Annotated in this window: 20 protein-coding genes and 1 tRNA gene; 8 read left to right on the forward strand and 13 right to left on the reverse strand. The window is 72.1% G+C overall.

Annotated features, from left to right (window positions below; translation table 11 throughout):
- Positions 1-71 precede the first annotated feature (71 nt).
- The 4 genes from ACFVYF_RS14375 to ACFVYF_RS14390 are packed head-to-tail and all read right to left on the reverse strand — an operon-like array spanning position 72 to position 5,092.
- Positions 72-1,418, reverse strand: a complete 1,347-nt coding sequence (locus ACFVYF_RS14375; protein ID WP_389455518.1) for an AAA domain-containing protein — start codon at positions 1,416-1,418, stop codon at positions 72-74.
- Positions 1,415-3,028, reverse strand: coding sequence for a hypothetical protein (locus tag ACFVYF_RS14380; protein WP_389455519.1), 1,614 nt, complete (start codon positions 3,026-3,028; stop codon positions 1,415-1,417). The genes ACFVYF_RS14375 and ACFVYF_RS14380 overlap by 4 nt, the downstream gene beginning before the upstream one ends.
- Positions 3,019-4,182, reverse strand: coding sequence for a hypothetical protein (locus ACFVYF_RS14385; RefSeq protein WP_389455807.1), 1,164 nt, complete (start codon positions 4,180-4,182; stop codon positions 3,019-3,021). The genes ACFVYF_RS14380 and ACFVYF_RS14385 overlap by 10 nt, the downstream gene beginning before the upstream one ends.
- Positions 4,133-5,092, reverse strand: a complete 960-nt coding sequence (locus ACFVYF_RS14390; protein ID WP_389455520.1) for a phosphatase PAP2 family protein — start codon at positions 5,090-5,092, stop codon at positions 4,133-4,135. Before ACFVYF_RS14390 ends, ACFVYF_RS14385 begins: the two co-directional genes overlap by 50 nt.
- 192 nt (positions 5,093-5,284) lie before the next feature.
- Between ACFVYF_RS14390 and ACFVYF_RS14395 the strand changes: the two genes are divergently transcribed.
- Positions 5,285-5,887, forward strand: coding sequence for a histidine phosphatase family protein (locus ACFVYF_RS14395; RefSeq protein ID WP_389455521.1), 603 nt, complete (start codon positions 5,285-5,287; stop codon positions 5,885-5,887).
- A gap of 23 nt (positions 5,888-5,910) precedes the next feature.
- Here ACFVYF_RS14395 and ACFVYF_RS14400 read toward each other — a convergent pair whose 3' ends face one another.
- The gene (locus ACFVYF_RS14400; RefSeq protein WP_389455522.1) at positions 5,911-7,377 is read right to left on the reverse strand and encodes a hypothetical protein; all 1,467 of its coding nucleotides are present in this window, start codon (positions 7,375-7,377) and stop codon (positions 5,911-5,913) included.
- Positions 7,378-7,660: 283 nt separating this feature from the next.
- On the opposite strand from ACFVYF_RS14400, the gene ACFVYF_RS14405 reads away from it, so the two are divergent.
- Together ACFVYF_RS14405 and ACFVYF_RS14410 are read left to right on the forward strand one after the other, a co-directional pair.
- Positions 7,661-8,113, forward strand: a complete 453-nt coding sequence (locus ACFVYF_RS14405; RefSeq protein ID WP_389455523.1) for a hypothetical protein — start codon at positions 7,661-7,663, stop codon at positions 8,111-8,113.
- Positions 8,114-8,227: 114 nt separating this feature from the next.
- The gene (locus ACFVYF_RS14410) at positions 8,228-9,106 is read left to right on the forward strand and encodes a spermidine synthase (protein WP_389455524.1); all 879 of its coding nucleotides are present in this window, start codon (positions 8,228-8,230) and stop codon (positions 9,104-9,106) included.
- 39 nt (positions 9,107-9,145) lie between these two features.
- On the opposite strand, the gene ACFVYF_RS14415 is transcribed toward ACFVYF_RS14410, so the two are convergent.
- A complete protein-coding gene (locus ACFVYF_RS14415; protein ID WP_389455525.1) occupies positions 9,146-9,667 on the reverse strand; it encodes a hypothetical protein in 522 nt (173 codons plus the stop codon).
- Between the two features lie 110 nt (positions 9,668-9,777).
- Here ACFVYF_RS14415 and ACFVYF_RS14420 point away from each other — a divergent pair, with 110 nt between their 5' ends.
- The 3 genes from ACFVYF_RS14420 (at position 9,778) to ACFVYF_RS14430 (ending at position 13,620) form a co-directional block, all read left to right on the forward strand.
- Complete coding sequence (locus ACFVYF_RS14420; protein WP_389455526.1) at positions 9,778-10,482, forward strand: response regulator transcription factor; 705 nt, start codon at positions 9,778-9,780, stop codon at positions 10,480-10,482.
- 10 nt (positions 10,483-10,492) lie between these two features.
- Positions 10,493-11,866 (forward strand): sensor histidine kinase, encoded by a 1,374-nt coding sequence (locus ACFVYF_RS14425; RefSeq protein ID WP_389455527.1) that lies wholly within the window; start codon positions 10,493-10,495, stop codon positions 11,864-11,866.
- A 284-nt stretch (positions 11,867-12,150) separates the two neighbouring features.
- Positions 12,151-13,620, forward strand: a complete 1,470-nt coding sequence (locus tag ACFVYF_RS14430; RefSeq protein ID WP_389455528.1) for a cellulose binding domain-containing protein — start codon at positions 12,151-12,153, stop codon at positions 13,618-13,620.
- Between the two features lie 121 nt (positions 13,621-13,741).
- On the opposite strand, the gene ACFVYF_RS14435 is transcribed toward ACFVYF_RS14430, so the two are convergent.
- From ACFVYF_RS14435 to ACFVYF_RS14450, 4 genes are all read right to left on the reverse strand, one after another.
- Entirely contained in the window at positions 13,742-15,172 is a 1,431-nt protein-coding gene (locus ACFVYF_RS14435) for a GH1 family beta-glucosidase (RefSeq protein WP_389455529.1), read from the reverse strand.
- 101 nt (positions 15,173-15,273) lie between these two features.
- Positions 15,274-16,197 (reverse strand): carbohydrate ABC transporter permease, encoded by a 924-nt coding sequence (locus ACFVYF_RS14440; protein ID WP_389455530.1) that lies wholly within the window; start codon positions 16,195-16,197, stop codon positions 15,274-15,276.
- Complete coding sequence (locus ACFVYF_RS14445) at positions 16,194-17,222, reverse strand: carbohydrate ABC transporter permease (RefSeq protein WP_389455531.1); 1,029 nt, start codon at positions 17,220-17,222, stop codon at positions 16,194-16,196. Before ACFVYF_RS14445 ends, ACFVYF_RS14440 begins: the two co-directional genes overlap by 4 nt.
- On the reverse strand, positions 17,219-18,547 hold the full coding sequence (locus ACFVYF_RS14450; protein ID WP_389455532.1) for an ABC transporter substrate-binding protein: 1,329 nt from the start codon (positions 18,545-18,547) through the stop codon (positions 17,219-17,221). Before ACFVYF_RS14450 ends, ACFVYF_RS14445 begins: the two co-directional genes overlap by 4 nt.
- A 401-nt stretch (positions 18,548-18,948) precedes the next feature.
- On the opposite strand from ACFVYF_RS14450, the gene ACFVYF_RS14455 reads away from it, so the two are divergent.
- A complete protein-coding gene (locus ACFVYF_RS14455) occupies positions 18,949-20,004 on the forward strand; it encodes a LacI family DNA-binding transcriptional regulator (protein ID WP_389455533.1) in 1,056 nt (351 codons plus the stop codon).
- Between the two features lie 65 nt (positions 20,005-20,069).
- Positions 20,070-20,897 (forward strand): serine/threonine protein kinase, encoded by an 828-nt coding sequence (locus ACFVYF_RS14460; protein WP_389455534.1) that lies wholly within the window; start codon positions 20,070-20,072, stop codon positions 20,895-20,897.
- Between the two features lie 111 nt (positions 20,898-21,008).
- Here ACFVYF_RS14460 and ACFVYF_RS14465 read toward each other — a convergent pair whose 3' ends face one another.
- From ACFVYF_RS14465 to orn, 3 genes are all read right to left on the reverse strand, one after another.
- Positions 21,009-21,536, reverse strand: coding sequence for a GNAT family N-acetyltransferase (locus tag ACFVYF_RS14465; RefSeq protein WP_389455535.1), 528 nt, complete (start codon positions 21,534-21,536; stop codon positions 21,009-21,011).
- 72 nt (positions 21,537-21,608) lie between these two features.
- Positions 21,609-21,681, reverse strand: a tRNA-His gene (locus ACFVYF_RS14470).
- A gap of 108 nt (positions 21,682-21,789) precedes the next feature.
- A complete protein-coding gene (gene orn / locus ACFVYF_RS14475) occupies positions 21,790-22,392 on the reverse strand; it encodes an oligoribonuclease (RefSeq protein ID WP_383284731.1) in 603 nt (200 codons plus the stop codon).
- Positions 22,393-22,477: the final 85 nt, after the last annotated feature.

A 22,477-nucleotide genomic window follows, 5' to 3' on the forward strand; every position in this document is an offset into this window, starting at 1 on the left:
CGGCCGCGCAAGTGGGCCCCCGGAACGGGTGTGCGACCGCTCCCTTTGCGGACAGGCGCCGCAGGCGGCAGTCACGGCCGCCAAGCCACCCGATGTTCCGCCAGCCGTGCCAGCACCGCGTGGTTCGCCTCCCAGCCGTCAGGGAATTTGACCGTGACGCCCAGCTGGACCGGCTCCGTCGAGGGGTGGTCGTCCAGCAGGTCCGGCACTCCCGCCCGGCACACCACGATGCAGGCGTGCCGGTGCCGGGAGGTGAGCACGCACAGCCGGCCCGTCTCCAGGTGGAACGCCGTCGCGTCGGGGCGCCCGGAGAGCGGATGCAGCACCACCGTCACGTCGAACTCCCGGCCCTGGAGCCGGTTCGCCGTGTCGACGGTGACGTCCGCGACGCCGAGGTCCGACAGGGCGGCACGGACGGCGGCGGCCTGGTCGCGGTGGGCCGTACCGACGGCGATCCGGTCGGCCGTCAGCGGGGCCGGATCGGGGGAGCGCTCCGACGTCGCGGCCCCGCCCCGGTCCAGCAGGCGGCGGACGACCTGGGCCACCGCCCGGACCGCCTCCGGATCCGTACGCGGTGTGTGCCGGGCGGGCAGCTCCAGCAGACCCCAGCCCGCCTCCGCCGCCTCGTCGATCACCCGGTCCGGACCCGAACCGTCCGACGGGACGGCGAAGCCGAGCCGCCGGTCACCGTGGTCCGTGCCGCTGCGGAAGGGCGTGTACGGGTAGAAGGCGGCCGAGACCAGCGGCGCGGCGGAGGCCGGCAGCCGCCAGGACACCGGCAGCCGGTGCTGCGGCAGTTCGGGATTGTGCGCGAGGAGGGTCGTCACGGCCGAGGCCGACGGGTCGTACGACAGCCCCGCCCACTGCTCGGAACCCACGATCGCGAACGGGTCCAGCTGCCCCGGGTCCCCGACGAACAGCGCCCGCTCGAACAGCCCGGCCACGGCGAGCAGCGCGTCCGAGCGCATCTGGTACGCCTCGTCGACGATCGCGTGCCCCCACGGCTCGACGTCCTTCACATGGGCCCACTTGGCGGCCGTGGAGATGACGACCGACAGGCCCGCGAGATCGGATGCCTTCGTGGACTTGCGGACGTTCGCCAGGCCGTCGAGCGCCTTGTCGTACGGGTCGGGATCGCTGCTGTGCAGCCGGCCGACGGGCAGTTCGGCGTCCTTCTCGGCGAGCCGCAGGACCAGGTCGTCGACCTGGGCGTTCGTCTGTGCGATGACCATCAACGGGCGGCCGGCCGCGGCCAGTTCGCGGGCCGCCCGGACGACGAGCGTGGACTTGCCGGCGCCGGGCGGGGAGTCCACGACGATCCCGCGGTGCGTGCCGTGCAGCGTGTCGCGGAGGATCGCGTCGGTGGCGCGCGTGGCGGCCGCCCCGGGGTCGAGGGGGGCGGGGGAAAGGGCGGTCACAGGACGTCCTCCGCGGTCACCGGGTCGGGGGCGGGCGCGGTATCGGCCTCACCGGGCGGCCCGCCGTGGGTCCACGGCGTCTGCTCCGGGTCGGGCAGCTTGGCACCACCGCGCTGCTCGTGCTCGAAGAGCGTGAAGCAGACGAGGTCCCCCTTCTCCGGCACCGAGCCCGGTTCGGGCTCCTTGCCGCGCCCCATCTTGTCGACGATCCGCAGCACGAGGAGACCGGGGGCGTCCTCGTGCTCCCGGGCGGTTTCGTAGCCGACGAACTCGGCGGCCTGCGGCTTCCCGCCCAGCGAGCGGTAGACCTTCGTACGCTCCCCGAGATGCGGCCGGTCGTCCGTGCGGACGGTCACCAGCGGACGGGGGCTGGGCCGCTTCCCCTCGCTGTACGCCATGACGGCATCCGTCACCTCGCCCGCGAACGCCTCTCCGTTCAGCCGCCGTCCGGCCATGACGAGCGGGTCGTCCAGGGCTTCCTGGGCTTCCAGCCGGGCCTGTTCGCGCTCGCGGGTGGCCAGCTTGTTGGCCGCGGTGACCGCGTCGTCGCGACGGGGCTGCGGGGGCTCGCCCGCGATGATCCGGTCGCGGTGGCCGGTGAACGACCAGCGGTCGCGGGTCCACCGGTCGGTGACGTGCGCTCCCGGGGGCAGCGCGCGCAGCAGGTCGAGCCCGCGCCACACCGCGTCCCAGGTGGGCCGGGTGCGGCTCTCGACGAGGGCGTGGATCTCCCGCTCGGCGGCGGTGAGTTCGCCGAGCCGGTCGTCGGCCTCCAGACCGTCCTGGGCCGCCGCCAGCGCCGTACGCGCCCGGTCGTAGCGCTCGATGGCCGGGGCCAGCAGCTTGTTGTCGAAGGCGGGATCGGTGGCGGGGCCGGCGGGCGGGCAGACGAGTTGTCCCCGGGAGTCCCGCTGGAGTTCCGCGCGCAGGGCCGCCGCCGCGCCCGGCTCGTCCGCCGCCGGGTCGATCCAGGCGAGCAGCGCTCCCAGGTGCTGGTCCTCCAGGCTGCTCTGCCCGGTGGCCCAGTGCCGGGACAGCACGTCGGAGAGGGCGAGCAGCAGGGAGGAGCCGGGCACCCGGGCCCGCTCCCCGTAGTGCGTCAGCCACCGTCCGAGCAGCGGCACCCGGGGCGGCGCCGGATGGGGCGCCTCGGGTTCCTGCTCGGCGGTGCGCCGGAAACGCATGGAGCGCCCCAGCAGCCGTACGAACTCGATGCCCGCGCGGCTCGGCACGATCAACTGCGGTGCGTCCGCGCACAGTTCGACCTCGACCTTGACGCGCTTGCCGGTCTCCGGGTCGGTCTCGGTGCGCTCGGCGGCCTCGACCGTGTCCGCGTACCCGTCGATGTACGGCAGGACGATGTCGGCCAGTTCGGCGAGGAAGGCGAACCGCAGGTCGCGGTCGCGGGGCTGGGGCACGACGAGCAGCCGGGGCGACTCGCGCTCGGTCCCGACCAGCGCGCCGAGCGGGGCACCGGCCTCACCGGCGGTGGTCAGCGGCACGAAGACGAGGGGGCGGTCGGAGAGATGGCGGTGGCGCACCGTGGCGGCGGGCTGGGCGCGGCCGCTGCTGACGGCTTCGAGACGGGCCAGGGCGGCGATCAGTGACAAGGGGCCACCTCCGGAAGGGTCTCCTGGCCGGCCAGGGGGCCCGGGTGCTCCCGCAGTGCCTCGGCGCGCAGTCGGGCCGCTCTGCGCAGGGCCGCCACCGCCGGATCGGCGGGGTCGCCGGCCTCGCCGTGGGCCGCCGCCAGGACCTCGCCGACCGTGGTCAGGCCGCCCAGTTCGGCGCGCAGGGAGCGCCCCAGCGCCGTCACCGCACCCTCGGCGCGGGACCGGTCGCGGCAGTGGAAGGCCAGCTCGCAGGCGGCCAGGCACTCGGGTGCGTACGTCGCCGGGACGGACTCGACGGCGGCCGTCAGGTCGGCGGCCGGAAGGTCCGGGGCGAAGCAGGTGCCTTCCGGGAGGGCGTCCGCGATGTCCTCGACCCGGGTGAGGCGGGCGAGCTGCCGGCGGGTGACCGAGCGCTGCTTGCGGACGTCCACGGCGGACGCGGTGGGCAGGTTGGAGAAGTCCTTCGGGCACACCAGCAGGACGCGGTGACGGACCTCGGGCGCCGGCTCGATCCGGGCGGCGACGCGCTCCAGCGCCAGCACGTACACCGCGGACTGACGGGCGGCCGCGCCCACCTTCGCCGGGTCCGCCGAACCGTCCAGCATCGGGAAGGACTTGATCTCGACGACCGTCCAGCCGCCGTCCGGATGCACCACCACCGCGTCCGGCTCCAGGAAGGCGGGGGAGCCCGCGACGTCCAGGGCGAGCATCGGGTGGTCGAGGAGGGTCCAGACACCGGCCTCGGTGGCCTCGCGCAGCGCGAGCGCCGTACGGGCCGCGCGTCCTTCGGGGCCGACGGCCGTGAGGTCGGGGACGACACCGGCGGCGGGCGGTTCGGCCCCCGGGTCGAGCTTCTCGTGCACCAGCCGCAGCAGCTCCGCGCCGCCGTCGGCCTTCACCCGTGCCTCGAACGCGTTGCCCCGCATGAAGGCGAACTGCGACTGGCCGAAGGCGGACGGCGAGCCCAGCCCTTCGGCCAGCTTCGCCTTGTCGACCCCCGCGCCGTCGAGCAGGGCGCGGCGGTCGCAGCCCGGGTTCGCGGCGAGGGCGGCCAGGGCGCGGGCGTCGAGTGCCTTGGGCGCTACGGCCGGGCCGCGCAGGTCAGCGAGCCGCTGCCGGAGCGCCGTCGTCCGCGGACGCGGGAGAGACATCCGGCTCGGCTCGAGGCTCGCGCTGTCGGGGAATTCGCTCACCCGCCGAAGTCTGGCACTCCCCACTGACAATTGAGGACCGTGCGCCCCACGAGGCGAGTGCGACCGGCGCGAAACGGGCCGCGAGCCGCTTCCTCGCGGCGTCCGCGAACCGCAGCACCAGCGGGGTCAGCGCCAGGCCGACACCCATCACGGCGGCGCCCGCGACCGCGTCGAGGAAGTAGTGGTTCGCGGTGCCCATCACGACGATCGTGGTGAACAGCGGATACACGATGCCGGCGACCTTGGCGGCCGGCGTGCGGCCGTGACGCCACAGCATGACCCCGCACCAAAGGGCCCAGCCGACGTGCAGGCTCGGCATCGCCGCGTACTGGTTGGTCATGCCGCCCATGCCCCGCGGCGCGCTCGCCTGGCTGCCCCACCAGCCGTAGTCGCTGTACTGCGCCATCGTGTCGACGAAGCCGTGGCCCGCGGTCAGCAGCCGGGGCGGGCAGGTGGGCAGCAGGGTGAAGCCGATCAGGCCTATGAACGTGGACGTCATCAGCCAGGTGCGCGCCGCGCGGTAGCGGACCGCGTGGGAGCGGAAGACCCACACCAGGATCGCGGGCGTCACCAGATAGTGCAGCGACGCGTACCAGAAGTCGGCGGGTACGCCGAGCCAGGCATGATGCGTGAAGAGACGGTTCAGCGGATGCTCGGCGTTCAGATGCAGGAACTTCTCGGCGCGCAGGATCGTCAGACCGTGGTCGACGGCGCTCGACACATCACCGCGGGCGAGCAGCCGCCCCGCCGAGTACGACGCGTACACCATCAGGATCAGCGGGACCTCGGTCCACCAGCGCAAGCGCATCCGCGGGGCCGTCCGCGACCGCGGGATCGCCTCGGTGCCTGGTGTCTCGGTCTGCGGCATCCGAACGCCCTCCCCCATCTACGTGCCGTTGTGCGGCCCGTAGCCCGCCGGTCCACTTTACGGTGTATGTGTTCGCCCCCGAGGGGGTGCCCCCGGTCGTCAAAGACGCAGAGATCGCCCGGCGGGTTGCCCCGTGCAAGCGTGCGCGATGATGGAGGGATCCGCCTCTCATTTCCCCGGAAAGGCCTCTTCATGGCACCGCGCATCCTGCTGGCCCGGCACGGACAGACGGAATGGTCGCTGGCCGGCAAGCACACCGGCAGGACGGACATCCCGCTTCTGGAGGGCGGCCGGCGCGGTGCCAAACTGCTGGGCGAGCGACTGTACCGCGCACCGTTCGAGGCGCTGGCCGGCGCCGAGGTGCGCACGAGCCCGCTGGTACGCGCGCGGGAGACGTGCGAACTGGCCGGGTTCGGCGAGCGGGCGAGCACCTGGGACACACTCATGGAGTGGGACTACGGCGCGTACGAGGGCCTGACCCCGGCCGAGATCCAGGAGATCCGGCCCGGCTGGCTCATCTGGCGTGACGGGGTACCCGGAGGCGAGAGCCTCGAGCAGGTCACCGCGCGCGCGGACGAGGCGGTCGCCTGGGCCCGCGCCGAGGACCGGGACGTCCTGATCTTCGCCCACGGCCACATCCTCCGGGCCATCGGCGCCCGCTGGCTCGGCCTCCCGGTCGACTTCGCCGCCCGCATCCGCCTCAACCCGACCTCCCTGTCGGTGCTCGGCTGGGCCTACGGCGAGCCCGCCATCGAGACGTGGAACGACTGCGGCCACCTGGTGGACCAGGGCTGATCCACGCGTCACTCCTCGGCCCGTCACGCCGTACGGGGCAGGCTCGCGTGGCGATCGAGGAAGGCCGACACACCCGATGCCCTGCGGTGCGGGAGGAGGACCCGGGCCGTGCCCGAGAGCATGGTCTGGATCCGCGAGGACTGGACTTCGTCGAGGAGGTCCAGTACGCGCAGTCCCGCCGCGGCGGCCTCGTCGGGGCGGCCGCCACGGGCGAGGTCGTCGGCGAGTTCGGCGGTGTAGAGGGCGATGTTGCGGGTGAAGTGCGGGTCCTGGAGATGGGCCGCGCGGCGGGCGTGCCGGGCCGCGCGGGGCCAGTCGCCCAGCGTGGACCGGCACTGCGCCTCCAGCCCCTCCAGTTCGGCCTCCCCGTAGAAGCTCATCCACTCCGGATCCGACTCCGAGGGGCCCCGCTCGTAGAGGGCCTGGGCCCGGGCCAGAGCCCGCTCGCAGCCGGTCCGGTCGGCGAGCCCGGCCCAGCCGCCCGCCTCCCGCAGGGCGAGCAGGGACATCAGCCGGGGAGAGCCCAGAGCGCCGGCCGCGCGCTGGGCCGCCTGCGCCGCCCGTACGGCCTCGCGGGGCCTGCCCGCGTCGCGCGCGAGGAAGGCGGTGTTGCAGAAGGCGTGCGCCTCCAGACCGGGGTCCCCGGACATCCGGGCGGTCGCCAGCGCCTCCGCGTAGTGCGAGCGCGCGTCGTCGAACCGGCCCGAGTCGTGCGCCAGCCACCCCACGGAGATGGCCAGTTCACCGGCGCCCGCATACAGCCGGTCGGCGGTCGTCTGCCGCATCGTGCCCGCGTCGAGCAGCGCGTAGGCGGTGCGCAGCGGGGTGGCGGCGCGCCGGTAGAGACCGTCCGCGCCGTGCCGGTCGTCGAGCAGCCGGATCTTGCGGACGGCCTCCTCGAGGGCGCCCGCCTCCGGCGTACCGGCCCGGTGGACCGGACGGTCCGCGTCCGTGGCCGCGGCCGCGGAGCCGAACGTGAGCCCGAAGGGGCCCAGCGAGGCGGCTGCCACGGTGGCCGTGCCGCCGGTCATGAATGCGCGACGCTGCACGTCGCTCTCCTCGTGGTTCTGATCGTGGTACTCGTGCGTGTCGCACGTGTCTTGCGTGTCATACGGGTCACACGCCCCCGCCGTCTCATGCGGGGCGCACGGAAGGCTGCTGAGGTGTGCGGGGGGCGCCTCGTCCGACGTACGCGCCCCCCGTCCGCGTACCGACGAGCGGGGCGCGAAGCCGAGATCGACCAGCGTGCGACCGGGGAACAGGTGCAGGAACACCCGCTCGTACGCGTAGTTGGGGCAGCGGATCTCGCCGGACTCCACGCGGCCGATGTAACGCGCGTCACAGCTGACGCGCTCACCGATCTCGCGCGCCGCCCGTCGCACCGCCGCGGCGAACTCGCCCGGTGAGCGCTGCCCGCGCAGCTTCCGGAAGGCGAGGTTCGGCCGTGGCGGCCGGGGGAAGTGGGACGAGGTCACCGTTGACGACGCCATGGCCGGCCCCTCTCATGCGAACCGTCGAACCATGCCGGATTCAAGGCGAGTTGTCCTGTTGCTGCACTGTTGGTGCCTTGTTGCCGGCGAGCAAGAACGTACCTGCTGTAACGGCGTCGCCACTCTGGGTTTGGCTACAAACCGGATATCTCATCCACGATCTGCCATGAACTGCCATCCTTTGCGGCGGAGTTCCGCCGTAGCCGTTGACGTTCTGGCGCGTTGAACCCGGTGGACCGGGAGCCGCCCGAACTCCCGACCTACTCGTCAGGAGGAGGGTTCCGTGTTGGAGGCCGGGATGGAGATCACGCAGACCACCGAATTCCGTACGGCGTTGTCGACGGCGCGGCATGTGCCGACCGCGGAGTGCAGCGCCCCACCACAGCCGGTCGCCGAGTGCGACCTCGTGACCGTCCCGGCGCGGCAGGGCCTGGAAGCGGTCGACATCCTCCGCCGCGGCTCCTGCGACTCCGTCGGCCCGGTGCTGCACGACGACAGCTGCGACACCCTCGGCTTCCTGGTGCCGCCCGGCACCGCCGACGCCTGGGACGTGCCCGGCAGCACCTGTACGCAGACCAACGGCCGCGGCATCAGCCTCGCCCCCCAGTCCCCGGTCGCGGGCTCGGACTGGCTGCTCCCGCCCGGGGACGCGGACCTGGCGACGGATCCGGCGGTGCTGCGGCAGGCGCTCGGAGAGGCCGCCCGTCTCATCGAAGCCGCCGACAACTGCCGCTGACTCCGGCTCCCTGTCCCGTCCCGTTCCTGCCGGCTGCCGCCCCGGACCCCGGCTGCCGCCGACCCCGAAAAGCGCCGCCGGGCCGACGTGCCCGTAGGCCCCGATAATGGCGGGATGGGAAAGCCGAGGAGTGCGCGGAACGCGCGGCGTGGGCAGTCGGCGGCCGAAGCCGTCGTCGAGCCGGTCGACGGAGGGCTCGCCGAGCTGATACCCGACCGGGACCGGGCGCGGGCCTGGACCCTGCTCATCGACGGCGCCCCGCAGTCGCACGTCGACCTCGACGACCCCACGTATCTGAGCTTCGAGTACCAGCGCCGCCTCGGCCACGTCATCGATCTCGTCGCCCCGGCCGGCAAACCCGTGCACGTCGTGCACCTCGGCGGCGGCGCCCTCACGCTCGCCCGCTATACGGCCGCCACCCGCCCGCGCTCCACCCAGCAGGTCGTCGAACGCGACGCGCCCCTCGTCCAACTGGTCCGCCGCGAGCTCCCGTTGGATCCGAACGCCCGGATACGGGTGCGCTCGGCGGACGCCCGCGAAGGACTCGCCAAGATCACGGACGGCTGGGCGGACCTGGTGATCGCGGACGTGTTCAGCGGGGCGCGGACACCCGCCCACCTCACCTCGGTCGAATTCCTCGACGACGTCCGCAGGGTCGTCAAGCCCGGCGGCCTTTACGCGGCCAACCTCGCCGACGGCCCGCCGCTCGCGCATCTGCGCGGCCAGATCGCCACCGCCGCGGCCGTCTTCGCCGAGCTGGCCCTGATCGCCGACCCGACCGTGCTGCGCGGCAAGCGGTTCGGCAACGCCGTCCTCGTCGGCTCCGGCCGGCCGCTCCCGGTCGCGGAACTGACCCGGCGCGCGGCCTCGGACCCGCACCCCGGGCGCCTCGAACACGGCAAGGAACTCGCCGACTTCACCGGAGGAGCGGTGCCGGTCACGGACGCGGCGGCGGTGGCGTCGCCCGCCCCGCCCTCCTCGGTGTTCCGCTGAGCCGGAGACAGGCGTGGGGACGGCGGGAGGCCCGCGCGCTCAGTAGGTGCCGATCTCCACGCGCGGCGGGCCGTCGTGCCAGGTGCAGAACACCGAGACCCGGTCCGCGCCCGAGCCGAACTCCACGCGGATCCATTTCTCCGTCTTCCACACCTGCATCGACCAGCCCGAACGCGGCGTCGCGGAGACGAGGGTCGCGGAGTCCTTGCCGAGCTCGAAGACGGCCCGCCCGCCGTCCGTGTCGTAGCTCTTGACCTGACCGGAAGTGCTGCTGCCGGCGCTGGGGCTGCGCTTCGCCGGAGCGGAGGGCGTCGGTGTCCCGCTCGGCCTCGGGCTCTTCTCGGGAGTCTTCGGGGCGCTCTTCGAGGGCGAGGGGCGGGCGGTCGAGGAGGCGAGCGATTTCGCGTCCTGAGTGGGGGCGTCGCCTGCCGTGATGGGCAGGGCGCGGGGCGGGTCGTAGGCCGTGCCCGCCATCACCGTGTGGACACCCCACCACGAGAGCGTGACCGCCGCGCCCGTGGCGAGCGACCAAGCCAGTACGTGTACGAGACCTCTGCGCATCGCGGGCCATACTGCACCACGCGCCCCACCGGTGTCTCTCGGGTGGGTCGCACGCGCGGTTGTCCACAGGCGCCGGACCCCCGTCCCCCGAATGGCGTACGGTGCCGCCCATGGCAAGTGTGCTCGTGGTCGAGGACGACCAGTTCGTGCGCTCAGCCCTCATTCGGCATCTGACCGATGCCGCGCACACCGTGCGCAGTGTCGGCACGGCTCTTGAGGCGCTGCGCGAGGTCGCCCATTTCTCTTTCGACGTCGTCATCCTGGACCTCGGTCTGCCCGATCTGGACGGGTCCGAGGCGCTGAAGATGCTGCGCGGGATCACCGACGTCCCGGTGATCATCGCCACCGCGCGGGACGACGAGACGGAGATCGTCCGCTTGCTGAACGACGGCGCGGACGACTATCTGACCAAGCCGTTCTCGGTGGAGCACCTGTCGGCGCGCATGGCGGCCGTGCTGCGGCGCTCGCGGGCGGTCGTGGGCGAGGCCCCGCCGTCGCGGGTGATCAGGGTCGGCGGTCTGTCCGTCGACCCGCTGCGGCGCCAGGCCGAGCTGGACGGTGTCCGGCTGGACCTCACCCGCCGCGAGTTCGACCTGCTCGCCTTCCTGGCCGGCCGGCCCGGAGTGGTCGTCCCCCGCAAGGAGCTGCTCGCCGAGGTGTGGCAGCAGGCGTACGGGGACGACCAGACCATAGATGTGCATCTGTCGTGGCTGCGAAGGAAATTGGGCGAAACGGCGGCGAAACCGCGCTATCTGCACACCCTGCGGGGCGTCGGCGTGAAGCTGGAGCCGCCGAGAGCGGAGTCGACGCCATGAGGCGGGCGCGATGAGGTGGGCCCTGGTCAAGGTGTGCGTGGCGGTGACCACGATGGTCGTGGTGGCCTTCGCGATCCCGCTCGGGCTGGTGATCAAGGAGATGGCCCGCGACCGGGCGTTCTCGAACGCGGAGCGGGAGGCCGCCGCCGTGGCGCCCGCACTCTCCATCACCACCGACCGGGACCAGTTGCAGCGGGTCGTCGCCTCCGCGGGCACGGACGCCGGGATGGCCGTGCACATACCGGCCGCCGACGGCGCGGCCGCCGTCGAGCTCGGCAAGCAGCGCGCCGCCGACAAGGACATCGGCACGACCCGGAAGCTGGGCCGCGCCTCCACCACGGAGGTGCCCGGCGGCTCCACCCTGCTCCAGCCCGTCGCGCTGAGCTCCGGTGAGATAGCCGTCGTCGAGGTGTACGTCCCCGAGGCCGAGGTCAGCAACGGCGTCGCCACCGCCTGGGCCGTGCTCGCCGTGGTCGGGGTCGCGCTCATCATCGGCTCGGTCGCGGTCGCCGACCGGCTCGGCGTACGGATGGTGCAGCCCGCGCAGCGGCTCGTCGAGAGCGCGCACGAGCTGGGGGAGGGGAAGCTGGGCGCACGGGTGCCGGAGGAAGGGCCGACCGAACTGCGGCTCGCGGCGGTCGCGTTCAACTCCATGGCCGATCAGGTCGTACAACTCCTGGCCAATGAAAGGGAGTTGGCCGCCGATCTGTCGCACCGGCTGCGGACGCCGCTGACCGTGCTGCGGCTGAACACGGCGTCGCTCGGTGATGGTCCGGCCGCCGAGCAGACCCGGGCCGCCGTCGCCCAGCTGGAGCGCGAGGTCGACACCATCATCCGGACGGCCCGGGAGGCCAAGCCGCAGACCACGGCGATCGCCACCGGTGCCGGCTGCGACGCGTCCGAGGTCGTCCGGGAGCGGATGGACTTCTGGTCGGCGCTGGCCGAGGACGAGGGCCGCAAGGTGCGCGTCGCGGGCGTGGACCAGCCGGTCCGTATACCCGTGGCCCGGGCCGACCTGATCGCCGCGCTCGACGCCCTGCTGGGCAACGTCTTCCGGCACACCCCGGAGGGCACGGCCTTCGCGGTCGACGTGCACAACGGCGAGGACGCGGTGATCGTGCTGGTCTCGGACGCGGGTCCGGGGATCGTGGACCCGGACGCGGCGATGGCCCGCGGGCAGGGCTCCGGCCACGACGGGTCGACCGGCCTCGGCCTCGACATCGTGCGCCGTCTCGCGGAGTCGACGGGCGGGGACGTACGCATCGGCTCGTCCGTGCTGGGCGGCACCGAGGTGCGGATCTGGATCCAGCTCGACGGGCGGGCCCCGGTCCGCCGGGGCCACCGGGGTGCCGTGCGGCGCCGCAGACGCGCGGGCGTGAGCTGACGCACCCGGGCGGCCCGGCGTTTCGCAACGGCCGAGAGGCAGCGATGACCTCTGCCTTCATGCGCTGACGACTCCCCGTTTCGCGGCCGTCGGCGGCCGGAATTGGTCTCGACCTTTAACCACCCCCGATGCCTTCCTTAAGCGCACCCTAAGATCCCCAACCACCGTCCGGATCAAGCGGTTTGCCCGATTCCGGATCGCTAGCGTGCTGCTCGCACCCACCCCGGAGGCCTCCCTCGTGAGCCCCGGCGAACCCCCCGTGAAACCGCGAAGGCAGGCACGCGATGAGCAGCACGCACCGGCGCAAGGTCAGTGGCAGGAACAAGGCGATAGGCGGCATCGTCGCGGCGGCGGTGGTCGGCGGAGGTGCCTTCCTGGTCACCGGGACCGCGCAGGCGGCCTCCGTCGGCGCCGCGTACACCAAGACCAGCGACTGGTCGACCGGTTACACCGCGCAGTACGTCATCACGAACGACACCGGCCAGGCGAAGAGCGACTGGACGCTGGAGTTCGACCTGCCGGCCGGAGCCAAGCTCAGCTCGCTGTGGAACGGCGAGTCCAAGGTGAGCGGACAGCACGTCACCGTGCAGCAGCCGTCCTGGGACAAGGACGGGCTGGCGGCCGGCGAGTCCGTCACCGTCGGCTTCGTCGTGAACGGCACCGCGAACCCCACCGGTTGTCTCATCGACGGCGCCAAGTGTTCGGTGGACGACGGCGCGACCCCCGAGCCGAGCGGCCGCCCGACGGACCCGTCGACGCCCAAGCCGACCGCCACCCCCACCAAGACCACGAGCCCCACGCCGAGCACCCCGGCCACCCCCAGCCCCTCGGCCTCCGAGAGCTCCGGCAGCGGCACCAAGGCGAGCGCCGGCTTCGCCCCCTACGTCGACACCTCCCTCTACCCCGCCTTCGACCTGGTCGCGAGCGCCTCGGCCACCGGTGTGAAGGAGTACAACCTCGCCTTCATCACCGACGGCGGCGGCTGCACCCCCAAGTGGGGCGGCGTGACGGACCTCGGCAGCGACGGGGTGGCCGGCCAGATCGGCGCCCTGCGCGCCAAGGGCGGCGACGTCCGGGTCTCCTTCGGCGGCGCCTCCGGCTCGGAGCTGGCGACCACCTGCTCGTCGGCGGACGCGCTCGCGACGGCGTACGGCAAGGTCGTGGACGCGTACAAGCTCACCAAGGTCGACTTCGACGTCGAGGGCGGTGCGCTGCCGAACACGGCCGCCAACACCCGCCGTGCGCAGGCCATCGCCAAGCTCGAGAAGGCGCACCCGGGCCTGGACGTCTCGTACACGCTCCCGGTCATGCCCGAGGGCCTGACCCAGGACGGCGTGAACCTGCTGTCCAACGCCAAGTCGAACGGCGTCTCCATCAACACCGTGAACATCATGGCGATGGACTACGGCCCCGGGTACAGCGGTGACATGGGCACCTACGCCGAGCAGGCCGCCACCGCCACCCAGGCCCAGGTCAAGAGTGTCCTCGGGCTCTCCGACAGCGCGGCCTGGAAGGCGGTCGCGGTCACCCCGATGCTCGGCGTCAACGACGTCGCCGGCGAGACCTTCAAGGTCGACGACGCCACCCAGCTGGTGAACTTCGCCAAGTCGAAGGGCCTGGGCTGGCTCTCCATGTGGTCCGCGACCCGCGACAAGCAGTGCCCGGGCGGCGCGAAGAACTCCGCCGACGCCACCTGCAGCTCGATCGTCCAGGACGGCAACGCGTTCTCGAAGGCCTTCGGCGCCTACAAGTAGGAACCCCCCAGTCGTCTCCTGCTCACAGGCCCGAATGCACGGGGGAGCGCGCCCCGGCCGGAACATCCCCCCACCCGGCCGGGGCGCAGCGCTACCCTCGTGCGCTGCGCCCCCGGCGGCTCTATTCGGCGACCGGCGCCGGCGGCAGCTCGGCGGTGCGGGCCGCCTGCCCGTACCAGTGGGCGCTCGACTTCGGCGTACGGGCCAGCGTCGCGTAGTCGACGTACACCGCGCCGAAGCGCTTGCCGTAGCCGTAGGCCCACTCGAAGTTGTCCATCAGGGACCAGAGGTAGTAGCCCCGGACATCGGCGCCGTCGCCGATCGCCCGGTGGACGGCGGAGAGATGGCCGTGCAGATACGCGATCCGCTCCGGGTCGTGGACGCGGCCCTCGGGGTCCGGCTTGTCGTCGTACGCGGCGCCGTTCTCGGTGATGTGGAGCGGCAGGCCCGGTGCCTCGCGGGTGTAACGCATGATCAGCTCGTGCAGGCCCGTCGGGTCGATCGTCCAGCCCATCTCCGTGCGCTCGCCCGGGGTCTGGTGGAAGGTGACGTCCTCCGCGCCCGGCCAGGGGGAGTGCTCGCTCGCCCCGTGACCGTCCGCGCGCGATCCGCCGCCGGACGCGTCCCCGGCCGAAACGAGCGCCGGCGTGTAGTAGTTGAGGCCGAGCGCGTCGATCGGCTGCTTGATCAGCCGTAGATCGCCGTCCAGCACGCACGACCAGTCGGTGACCGAGGACGTGTCCGCGAACAGCTGCTTCGGGTACGCGCCCCGCAGCATCGGACCGTGGAAGATCCCGTTGGCCAGGTCGTCGATGCGCCGCGCCGCCGCCAGGTCGGCCGGACTCTGCGAAACCGTCCTGACCACCGAGGAGTTCAGGCTCACCGCGACCGTGTTGCGTGCGGGCATCGCGGCCCGGAGCGCGGACGTGCCCAGGCCGTGCGCCAGGTTCAGATGGTGCGCGGCCCGGAGCGAGGCCGCCGCGTCCGTCCGGCCGGGAGCGTGCACGCCGGAGCCGTATCCCAGAAAGGCGCTGCACCACGGTTCGTTGAGGGTGATCCACTGCTCGACGCGGTCGCCCAGTGCCGCGCCCACGATCCCCGCGTACTCGGCGAAGCGCTGCGCGGTGTCCCGCACCGGCCAGCCGCCCGCGTCCTCCAGCTCCTGGGGGAGGTCCCAGTGGTAGAGGGTGACGGCGGGCTTGATGCCGTGCGCCAGCAGCTCGTCGACCAGACGGCGGTAGAAGTCCAGGCCGCGCTGGACGGCCGGGCCACGGCCGGTGGGCTGCACCCGGGGCCAGGAGACCGAGAAGCGGTACGCGCCCAGGCCCAGCTCCGCCATCAGGGCCACGTCGTCGCGGTAGCGGTGGTAGTGGTCGACCGCCGTGTCACCGTGCTCGCCGCCGGCCGTCCTGCCGGGCGTATGACTGAAGGTGTCCCAGATCGAGGGCGTACGGCCGTCCTCGCGCACCGCTCCCTCGATCTGGTAGGCGGAGGTCGCCGCGCCCCACAGGAATCCGGGGGGAAAGGTCACGGGCGTTTCGGGCTCAGGCATGGAAGCGCTCCCATAGGTGGTCGTGGAGACCGACGGGTCGGAGGAGGGGGAGAAAGGGGGCCGGGGCGGCGATGACCCGGCCCCCTGAAGACGGCAGGGGGTCAGCCCTTGATCGCGCCCTGCATGATCCCGCCGACGATCTGCTTGCCGAACAGGAGGAAGGCGATGAGCAGCGGCAGCGTGCCGAGCAGCGCGCCCGCCATGATGACCGCCTGGTCGGGGACGTAGCCGGTGCCCAGCGAGTTGAGGGCGACCTGCACGGTGGGGTTCTGCTGGTTGAGCGCGATGATCGGCCACAGGAAGTCGTTCCAGGCCATCACGAAGGTCAGCAGCCCCAGCACCGCCATCGCCGGCCGCGCCGCCGGGAAGACCACGTGCCACACGACGCGCAGACTGCTCGCGCCGTCGACGCGCGCCGCCTCGATCAGCTCGGTGGGCAGCGCCTGCACCAGGTACTGCCGCATGAAGAACGTGCCGAACGCGGTGACCAGGGTGGGCAGGATGACCGTCTGCAGATGGTTGGACCAGTGCAGATCGCTCATCCACAGATACAGCGGTACGACGGCCAGCTGCGGCGGGATCATCATCGTCCCGATGGTCAGCAGCAGCAGGGCGCTGGAGAACCTGAACCGCAGCTTGGCGAAGGCGAACCCGGCGAGGGTGGAGAACAGGACCGTGCCGACCGTGATGGTGCCGGCCACGATCGTGCTGTTGAGCATGGCGGTGCCGAGCCCGGCCTGTTCCCAGGCGCTCTCCAGGTTCTTGAACAGGTTCCCGCCGAACCACAGCGGGGGTGGCGCCTGCGCCAGCCGGGTGTCGGAGCGCGAGGCCGCGATGGCCGTCCACACCAGCGGCGCCAGCGAGACCAGCGCGAAGAGGGTCAGTACGAGGTAGGTGACCGGGCCCGCGTGCAGCTGTTTGCCCGCGCCGAGCACCCGGGGACGCCGGGAGCCCCCGCCCGCTTCCCTGCCCGCGCCCGCGTCCTTCACCTCGGCCTGAGGCAACGTCAGGTCACTTGTGGTCATTGGGACTTCCTCAGCCGACGGGTGAGCAGCAGATTGATCACGGCGACGATCAGCAGGATCAGGAACATCGACCAGGCGATCGCGGACGCCTTGCCGAGGTTGCCGATGAGCCAGCCCTGGTCGTACATGTACAGGCCGAGGGTCTGGTACTGGTGCGCGGAGCCGCCCTTCGAGCCGCTGACGCCGCCGAACAGCAGCGGCTCGCCGAAGAGCTGGGTCGCACCGATGGTGGAGATGACCACCGTGAACAGGATCGTCGGACGCAGCATCGGGACGGTCACGTGCCGGAACTGCTGCCAGCGGTTGGCGCCGTCGAGGGCCGCCGACTCGTACAGGTCGGCCGGGATCGCCTGCATCGCCGCGAGGTAGATCAGCGCGTTGTAGCCGGTCCACCGCCAGATCACGATCGAGGAGACGGCGAACTGCGAACCCCAGTCGGACTCACGCCAGTTGACCGGATCGATCCCGACGAAGTGGAGCAGCCAGTTGATCATGCCGCCGTCCCACGAGTACAGCAGCGTGAAGACGAGCGTCGCGGCCGCCACCGAGGTGGCGTACGGGGTGAGCATCACGACCCGCCAGACGGTCGAGCCGCGCAGCCGGTAGTTGAGCAGGTGGGCGATGCCGATCGCCGCCAGCAGCTGCGGCACCGTGGAGATCAGACCGATGGTGAAGGTGTTCTTCAGGGCGTTCCAGAAGAAGTCCGAGGCGAACAGGTTCCGGTAGTTGTCCAGGCCCACCCAGGTCTGGTGGTCCAGTGCGGACAGCTGCACGTTGTGCAGCGAGTACCAGGCCGTATAGAGGAGCGGGAACAGCCCGAAGGCCCCGAAGATGATGAAGAAGGGGGCGATGAAGGCGTACGGCGAGGCCTTCATGTCCCAGCGGTACAACCGGCTGCGCCACGAACTCGTGCCCGGGGGCGGCGTACCGCGACCTTGAGCGCCCCGCGCCGCGCCCGGCGGTGTGCCGGGCGCGGCGTCGGCACTCGGCGCGGACTGCGCGAGAGCCTGCTTCGGGCTGGTCACTGGCCGAGCACGTCCTTGATCTCCTTGGAGGCCGCGGACCACCCCTGGTCAGGAGTCTTGCCCTTCTGCTCGACCTGGAGGACACCCACGTCGGTGATCGCGGTGCCGATCGGCTGGTCCTTCGCACCGAGGGCCTGCGTCGGGATGGTCTTCGCCGAGTCGGAGAAGATCTGCGTGATCGGCGCGTTCGAGAAGTACGCCGTGGTGTCGGCCTGCGGCTTCAGGTTCGCGTACGCCGACGGGGTCGACGGGAAGCTCGCCTGCTTGGCGAAGACCTTCGCCTGCTGCTCGGGCGCGGTCAGCCACTTCGCCAGCGCGACGGCCTCCTTCTGGTGCTTGCTCGCCGTCGGTACGCCGATGAAGGAGCCGCCCCAGTTGGCCGCGGTCGGCGCCGCCGCCACGTCCCACTTGCCGCTGCCGGCGTCACCGGACTTCTGCTCGATGTAGCCGATCATCCACGCGGGGCAGGCCACCGTCGCGAACGTGCCCTTGGCGAAGCCCTGGTCCCACGTCGGGTCGAACTGCTTCAGCTTCGCCGACATGTTGCTGGTGGCCACGTCCATGGCGGTGTCCCAGGACTTCTTCACACCCGGGGACTTGTCCCAGACGACGTTGCCGTCCTTGTCGTAGTACCGCTCGGTCTCGCCGCCGACGGCCGCGTTGTAGACGGAGGAGGCGGAGTCCACGTACTTGGTGCCGCTCGGCGCCTTCTTCATGTAGTCCTTGCCGAGGTCCACGTACTTCTTCCAGTCGCCCTTCCACTGCGCGGCGAGCTTGGTGCGGTCCGTCTCCAGACCGGCCTTCTTGAACAGGTCCTTGCGGTAGCAGATGGCCATCGGACCGATGTCGGTGCCGAGCCCGATCGTCTTGCCGTCCTTGGTGGTGGCCTGGGCCGTCTTCCAGTCCAGCCACTGGGACTTGTCGACGTCCTTGCCCAGGTCGACGAACTTGGCGGCCTGCGTCTGCACGGCCTCGGTGATGTTGCCGACCTCGATCGCCTGGATGTCGTCGGTGCCTGAACCGGCCTGGAGGCGGGTGAGGGTCTTGGGCCAGTACACGTCGGTGCGCGTGGTGACGTTCTCCTTGATGGAGATGTCCGGGTGCAGCTTCATGTAGTCGTCGTAGAGGCCGGCCTGCTTGTAGCCGAAGACGCCGAACGTGCCGACGGTCAGCGTTGTCTTGCCACCACCACCACCGCTGCCGCCGTCCGAGTCCGACGAACCGTCGTCCGAGTCGTTGGCACAGCCGGCCAGCAGCCCTGTCGTCAGCGCGGCGACGGCCGCGAGGGCCCCCAGCCTGCGGGACCGGCGGGTACTCGTGCGCATTGCGTCCTCCTGTTGCCTGACGTGCCGACCCCCCGGCCAACTGCTCTGTCGGGCCCGTTGGTTCTCGCTGCGGCTCGGGCGGGGAACGTGCGGGATGTGTATGTGTCAGGTACTGTGGGAGCGCTCCCACATGTGATGGGTTGAAGAGTCGTCGGTCGGCGCGGGGGTGTCAAGAGTGAGGACGCGGAGAGCCGTCTTCGGTTATCGGGCCGTTAGCTAACTCCCCGGAACGGCCGTCGTCCAGGCCCCGTTCAGGGTTTTGAGACACGGCTGCCCGGACCGGGGGGTTCGGGTTTCGAAGGCGGCCACGGCGGTCGTACCGGCCCCCTGCCCGGTGAACGGGGCTGTTACATTCCAGGCCAGGCGCGGCTCGACACCGCGGTGTCGACGGGAGGCGGACCATGGCAGGCCACGGAGCGCGGGGCCGGAGCGGCGGGCGGCCGACCCTCGAGGAGGTCGCCGCGCGGGCCGGAGTGGGCCGCGGCACGGTGTCCCGGGTGATCAACGGTTCGCCGCGGGTCAGCGACGCCACGCGCGCCGCCGTGCAGGCCGCCGTCGCCGAACTCGGTTACGTCCCGAACACGGCGGCCCGTGCGCTGGCCGCCAACCGCACGGACGCGATCGCCCTGGTGGTCCCCGAACCGGAGACCCGTTTCTTCGCGGAGCCGTACTTCTCCGACATGCTCCGAGGGGTCGGCGCGGAGCTCTCCGAGACCGAGCTGCAGCTGCTGCTGATCTTCGCGGGCAACGACCGCGAGCGCCGCCGGCTCGCGCAGTACCTGGCCGCGCACCGGGTGGACGGCGTCCTGCTGGTGTCGGTCCACGCGGACGACCCGCTTCCCGACCTGCTCTCCCAGCTGGAGATCCCGGCCGTGATCAGTGGCCGCAGATCGGCGGACGAGATCCTGCCGTCGGTGGACTCGGACAACTTCGGCGGCGGTGTCGCCGCCGTCGAGCACCTGATCGCCGGGGGGCGGCGCACCATAGCCCACCTGGCCGGCCGCCTCGACGTCTTCGGTGCCCAGCGGCGTATCGACGGCTACTGCGCGGCACTGCGCGAGGCGGGCCGCGAGGTCGACGAGGCGCTGATCGTCCCCGGCGACTTCACCGAGGAGGGCGGCCGTCGCGGGATGACCGACCTGCTGGCCCGCTGTCCCACCCTGGACGCGGTCTTCGCCGGCTCCGACGTGATGGCGGCAGGCGCCCGCCAGGTCCTGCGGGAGGCCGGCCGCCGGATTCCCGACGACGTGGCCCTGGTGGGATACGACGACTCGGCCATCGCCCGCCACATGGACCCCCCGCTGACCAGCGTGCGCCAGCCGATCGAGGAGATGGGCCGGGCGATGATCGACCTGCTGCTGGACGAGATCGCGCAGCGCCGTCCCGCGGGCTCGAAGGGCCCGGAGCGCCGGCAGGTCGTGCTGCCCACGGAACTGGTGGCACGGGCCTCGTCCTGACGCGCCCCCCGTCTGCGCGGGTTTCTCTCCCCACGGGAGCGGTCCGGTGAGGCAGGCTGTCGGTCATGGCCCTTCATCCCCTTATCGGAGTCGACGAAGTACCCGCCGTGGAGCCGCATCTCGGCCGGGTGGGCGAGGTGTTCACGGCGTTCCGGGAGCAGGACTCGGGAAGCGTGTCGTACGGGGTGCGGCTGCTGGACGGCGCGCGCTGGTTCGTCAAGGAGGCGGTCACCGCCCGGGCGCGTGAGTCACTCGAACGCGCCTGGCGCTTCCACCGGGCCGTACGGCACCCGGCGATCGTCCCGCAGGTCCACCGCATCGCGGTGCGCGGCAGCTGGGCGGTGGTGATGCCCTGGCGGGACGGCGAGGTGCTGTACCGCCCCAGTACTCAGGGGCCGCACGAGCACCGGAGCCCGGGCAGCGCGATGGCCCGCTTCCGCGCCCTGCCGACCGCGTCCGTCCTGCGCGCCTTCGACCGTGTCCTGGACGCCCATCTCGCGGTGGCGGCCGCCGGCCATGTCGCGGTCGACTTCTACGACGGCGCGCTGATGTACGACTTCGCCCGCGACGTGGCCCATCTGGTCGACCTCGACGAGTACCGGCCCGGCCCGTTCGTGCTGGAGGAGGACCGCCTGCCCGGCTCCCAGCGGTTCATGGCACCCGAGGAGTTCGTGCGCGGCGCGACGATCGACGCCCGTACGACCGTGTTCACCCTGGGCCGCGCCGCCCGGGTCCTGCTGGACGCCGGCGACGAGGAACGCGCCTGGCGGGGTACGCCCGCGCAGCTGGCGGTGGTCGAACGCGCCACCCGCGCCGACCCCGGCGACCGCTTCGAGGACCTGCACGGCTTCGCCGCCGCGTGGCGGGCGGCCGACGCGCCCCGGCGCGGATGAGGGCACGGGGCGGCACCGGCACGGGAGTTGCCGCTCAGGGACCCTTGTCCGCCGGACAGGCACCGGAGTCGCGCGGCCTCGGCGTCCTGTCCGTGCCGAAGCCGCGCGCCCTCAGCGCCCTGCCGGCAGCCGCCACCTGATCTCGCCGTCCTGTTCCTGCTCGGTCGGGGTCAGCCCGGCCGAGGCGGCGACGGCGGCGGAGGCGTGGTGGTCCGGGTGGATGTGCGCGACGACTGTGCGGATCCCGGGCTGCTCGCTCAGTGCGCCGACCAGCTCGCGGGCCGCCTCCCCGGCGAAGCCCCGCCCCTGCCAGGGCGTGCCCACCACCCAGGCGATCTCCGCGACCTCTCCGGTGATCGTCGCCTGGAGCGTCCCCACCAGACAGGCCTGAGCGCGCAGCCGCAGAACCCAGTTGCACCAGATGGCGCCGGGATCGGGGGAGCCTGTGACGAGACGTTCGTAGCGGGTGCGCAGGGCGTCGGGCCGGGCCGGGGCGCCGCCGGTGAACGTGTGCAGCGCCGGATCCGCGAGTACCGCGGCCATCTCCTCGGCGTGCTCGACGCGCAGCGGGAGGAGATCCAGCCGGTCGGTGCGGAGGGCGGGGAGTGGCCGGAAGGGCTGGAGGGCCCACTCGTTCATGGCTCGCTGCCGCCTTCCTGGAACGCAGTCAGCCGGTGACCTGTTCGCACAGGTCACCGGCTGACTGATCAGGGTGAGTGACGGGACTTGAACCCGCGACTTCCTGGACCACAACCAGGTGCTCTACCAGCTGAGCTACACCCACCATGACCGGCGGTTCTCCGAGAGTGGGTTTCCCCGACCGGCCGAGAAAAAGTGTACAGGGTCCGAAGGGGTGCTCGCGCCCGCCTTTTACGAGGGGGCGGACCGGGGCTTATTCGACGGGCAGGACGTGCTTCGCGGCGATGGTGCGGGCCGTCTCCGAGTCGGGGCCCGGCTGGGGGACGAAGATCGCCTCGCGGTAGTAGCGCAGCTCCGCGATGGACTCACGGATGTCGGCCAGGGCCCGGTGGTTGCCGTTCTTCTCGGGGCTGTTGAAGTACGCCCTCGGGTACCAGCGGCGGGCCAGCTCCTTGACGGAGGAGACGTCCACGATCCGGTAGTGGAGGTAGTCCTCCAGGGTCGGCATGTCCCGCAGCAGGAAGCCGCGGTCGGTGCCGACCGAGTTCCCGCACAGCGGGGCCTTGCCCGGCTCCTTGACGTGCTCGCGCACATAGGAGAGGACCAGCTCCTCGGCGTCCGCCAGGGTCGTACCGGCGGCCAGTTCGTCGAGGAGGCCGGAGGCGGTGTGCATCTGGCGCACCACGTCCGGCATCGTCTCCAGCGCGGCGTCGGGCGGGCGGATCACAATGTCCACCCCCTCGCCGAGTACGTTCAGCTCGGAGTCGGTGACCAGCGCGGCCACCTCGATGAGCGCGTCGTCGGACAGCGAGAGACCGGTCATCTCGCAGTCGATCCACACCATGCGATCGTTCATGCGTCTTACCCTACGGCCCGCTCCGGCCGGCCGGACCGCGCGTGCGTCCGGGCAGCCGGGACAAGTGGTGCGGGTGGGGGTCCGT

It is taken from the genome of Streptomyces sp. NPDC058274 (assembly GCF_042881375.1).
GTDB lineage: Bacteria > Actinomycetota > Actinomycetes > Streptomycetales > Streptomycetaceae > Streptomyces.

Excerpts from the sequence above, each read along its gene's own strand:
- ACFVYF_RS14385 (WP_389455807.1), bottom strand. The coding sequence starts at position 4,182 with ATGTCTCTCCCGCGTCCGCGGACGACGGCGCTCCGGCAGCGGCTCGCT.
- ACFVYF_RS14390 (WP_389455520.1), bottom strand. The coding sequence starts at position 5,092 with ATGCCGCAGACCGAGACACCAGGCACCGAGGCGATCCCGCGGTCGCGG.
- ACFVYF_RS14395 (WP_389455521.1), top strand. The coding sequence starts at position 5,285 with ATGGCACCGCGCATCCTGCTGGCCCGGCACGGACAGACGGAATGGTCG.
- ACFVYF_RS14400 (WP_389455522.1), bottom strand. The coding sequence starts at position 7,377 with ATGGCGTCGTCAACGGTGACCTCGTCCCACTTCCCCCGGCCGCCACGG.
- ACFVYF_RS14410 (WP_389455524.1), top strand. The coding sequence starts at position 8,228 with ATGGGAAAGCCGAGGAGTGCGCGGAACGCGCGGCGTGGGCAGTCGGCG.
- ACFVYF_RS14415 (WP_389455525.1), bottom strand. The coding sequence starts at position 9,667 with ATGCGCAGAGGTCTCGTACACGTACTGGCTTGGTCGCTCGCCACGGGC.
- ACFVYF_RS14420 (WP_389455526.1), top strand. The coding sequence starts at position 9,778 with ATGGCAAGTGTGCTCGTGGTCGAGGACGACCAGTTCGTGCGCTCAGCC.
- ACFVYF_RS14425 (WP_389455527.1), top strand. The coding sequence starts at position 10,493 with ATGAGGTGGGCCCTGGTCAAGGTGTGCGTGGCGGTGACCACGATGGTC.
- ACFVYF_RS14430 (WP_389455528.1), top strand. The coding sequence starts at position 12,151 with ATGAGCAGCACGCACCGGCGCAAGGTCAGTGGCAGGAACAAGGCGATA.
- ACFVYF_RS14435 (WP_389455529.1), bottom strand. The coding sequence starts at position 15,172 with ATGCCTGAGCCCGAAACGCCCGTGACCTTTCCCCCCGGATTCCTGTGG.
- ACFVYF_RS14440 (WP_389455530.1), bottom strand. The coding sequence starts at position 16,197 with ATGACCACAAGTGACCTGACGTTGCCTCAGGCCGAGGTGAAGGACGCG.
- ACFVYF_RS14450 (WP_389455532.1), bottom strand. The coding sequence starts at position 18,547 with ATGCGCACGAGTACCCGCCGGTCCCGCAGGCTGGGGGCCCTCGCGGCC.
- ACFVYF_RS14455 (WP_389455533.1), top strand. The coding sequence starts at position 18,949 with ATGGCAGGCCACGGAGCGCGGGGCCGGAGCGGCGGGCGGCCGACCCTC.
- ACFVYF_RS14460 (WP_389455534.1), top strand. The coding sequence starts at position 20,070 with ATGGCCCTTCATCCCCTTATCGGAGTCGACGAAGTACCCGCCGTGGAG.
- ACFVYF_RS14465 (WP_389455535.1), bottom strand. The coding sequence starts at position 21,536 with ATGAACGAGTGGGCCCTCCAGCCCTTCCGGCCACTCCCCGCCCTCCGC.
- orn (WP_383284731.1), bottom strand. The coding sequence starts at position 22,392 with ATGAACGATCGCATGGTGTGGATCGACTGCGAGATGACCGGTCTCTCG.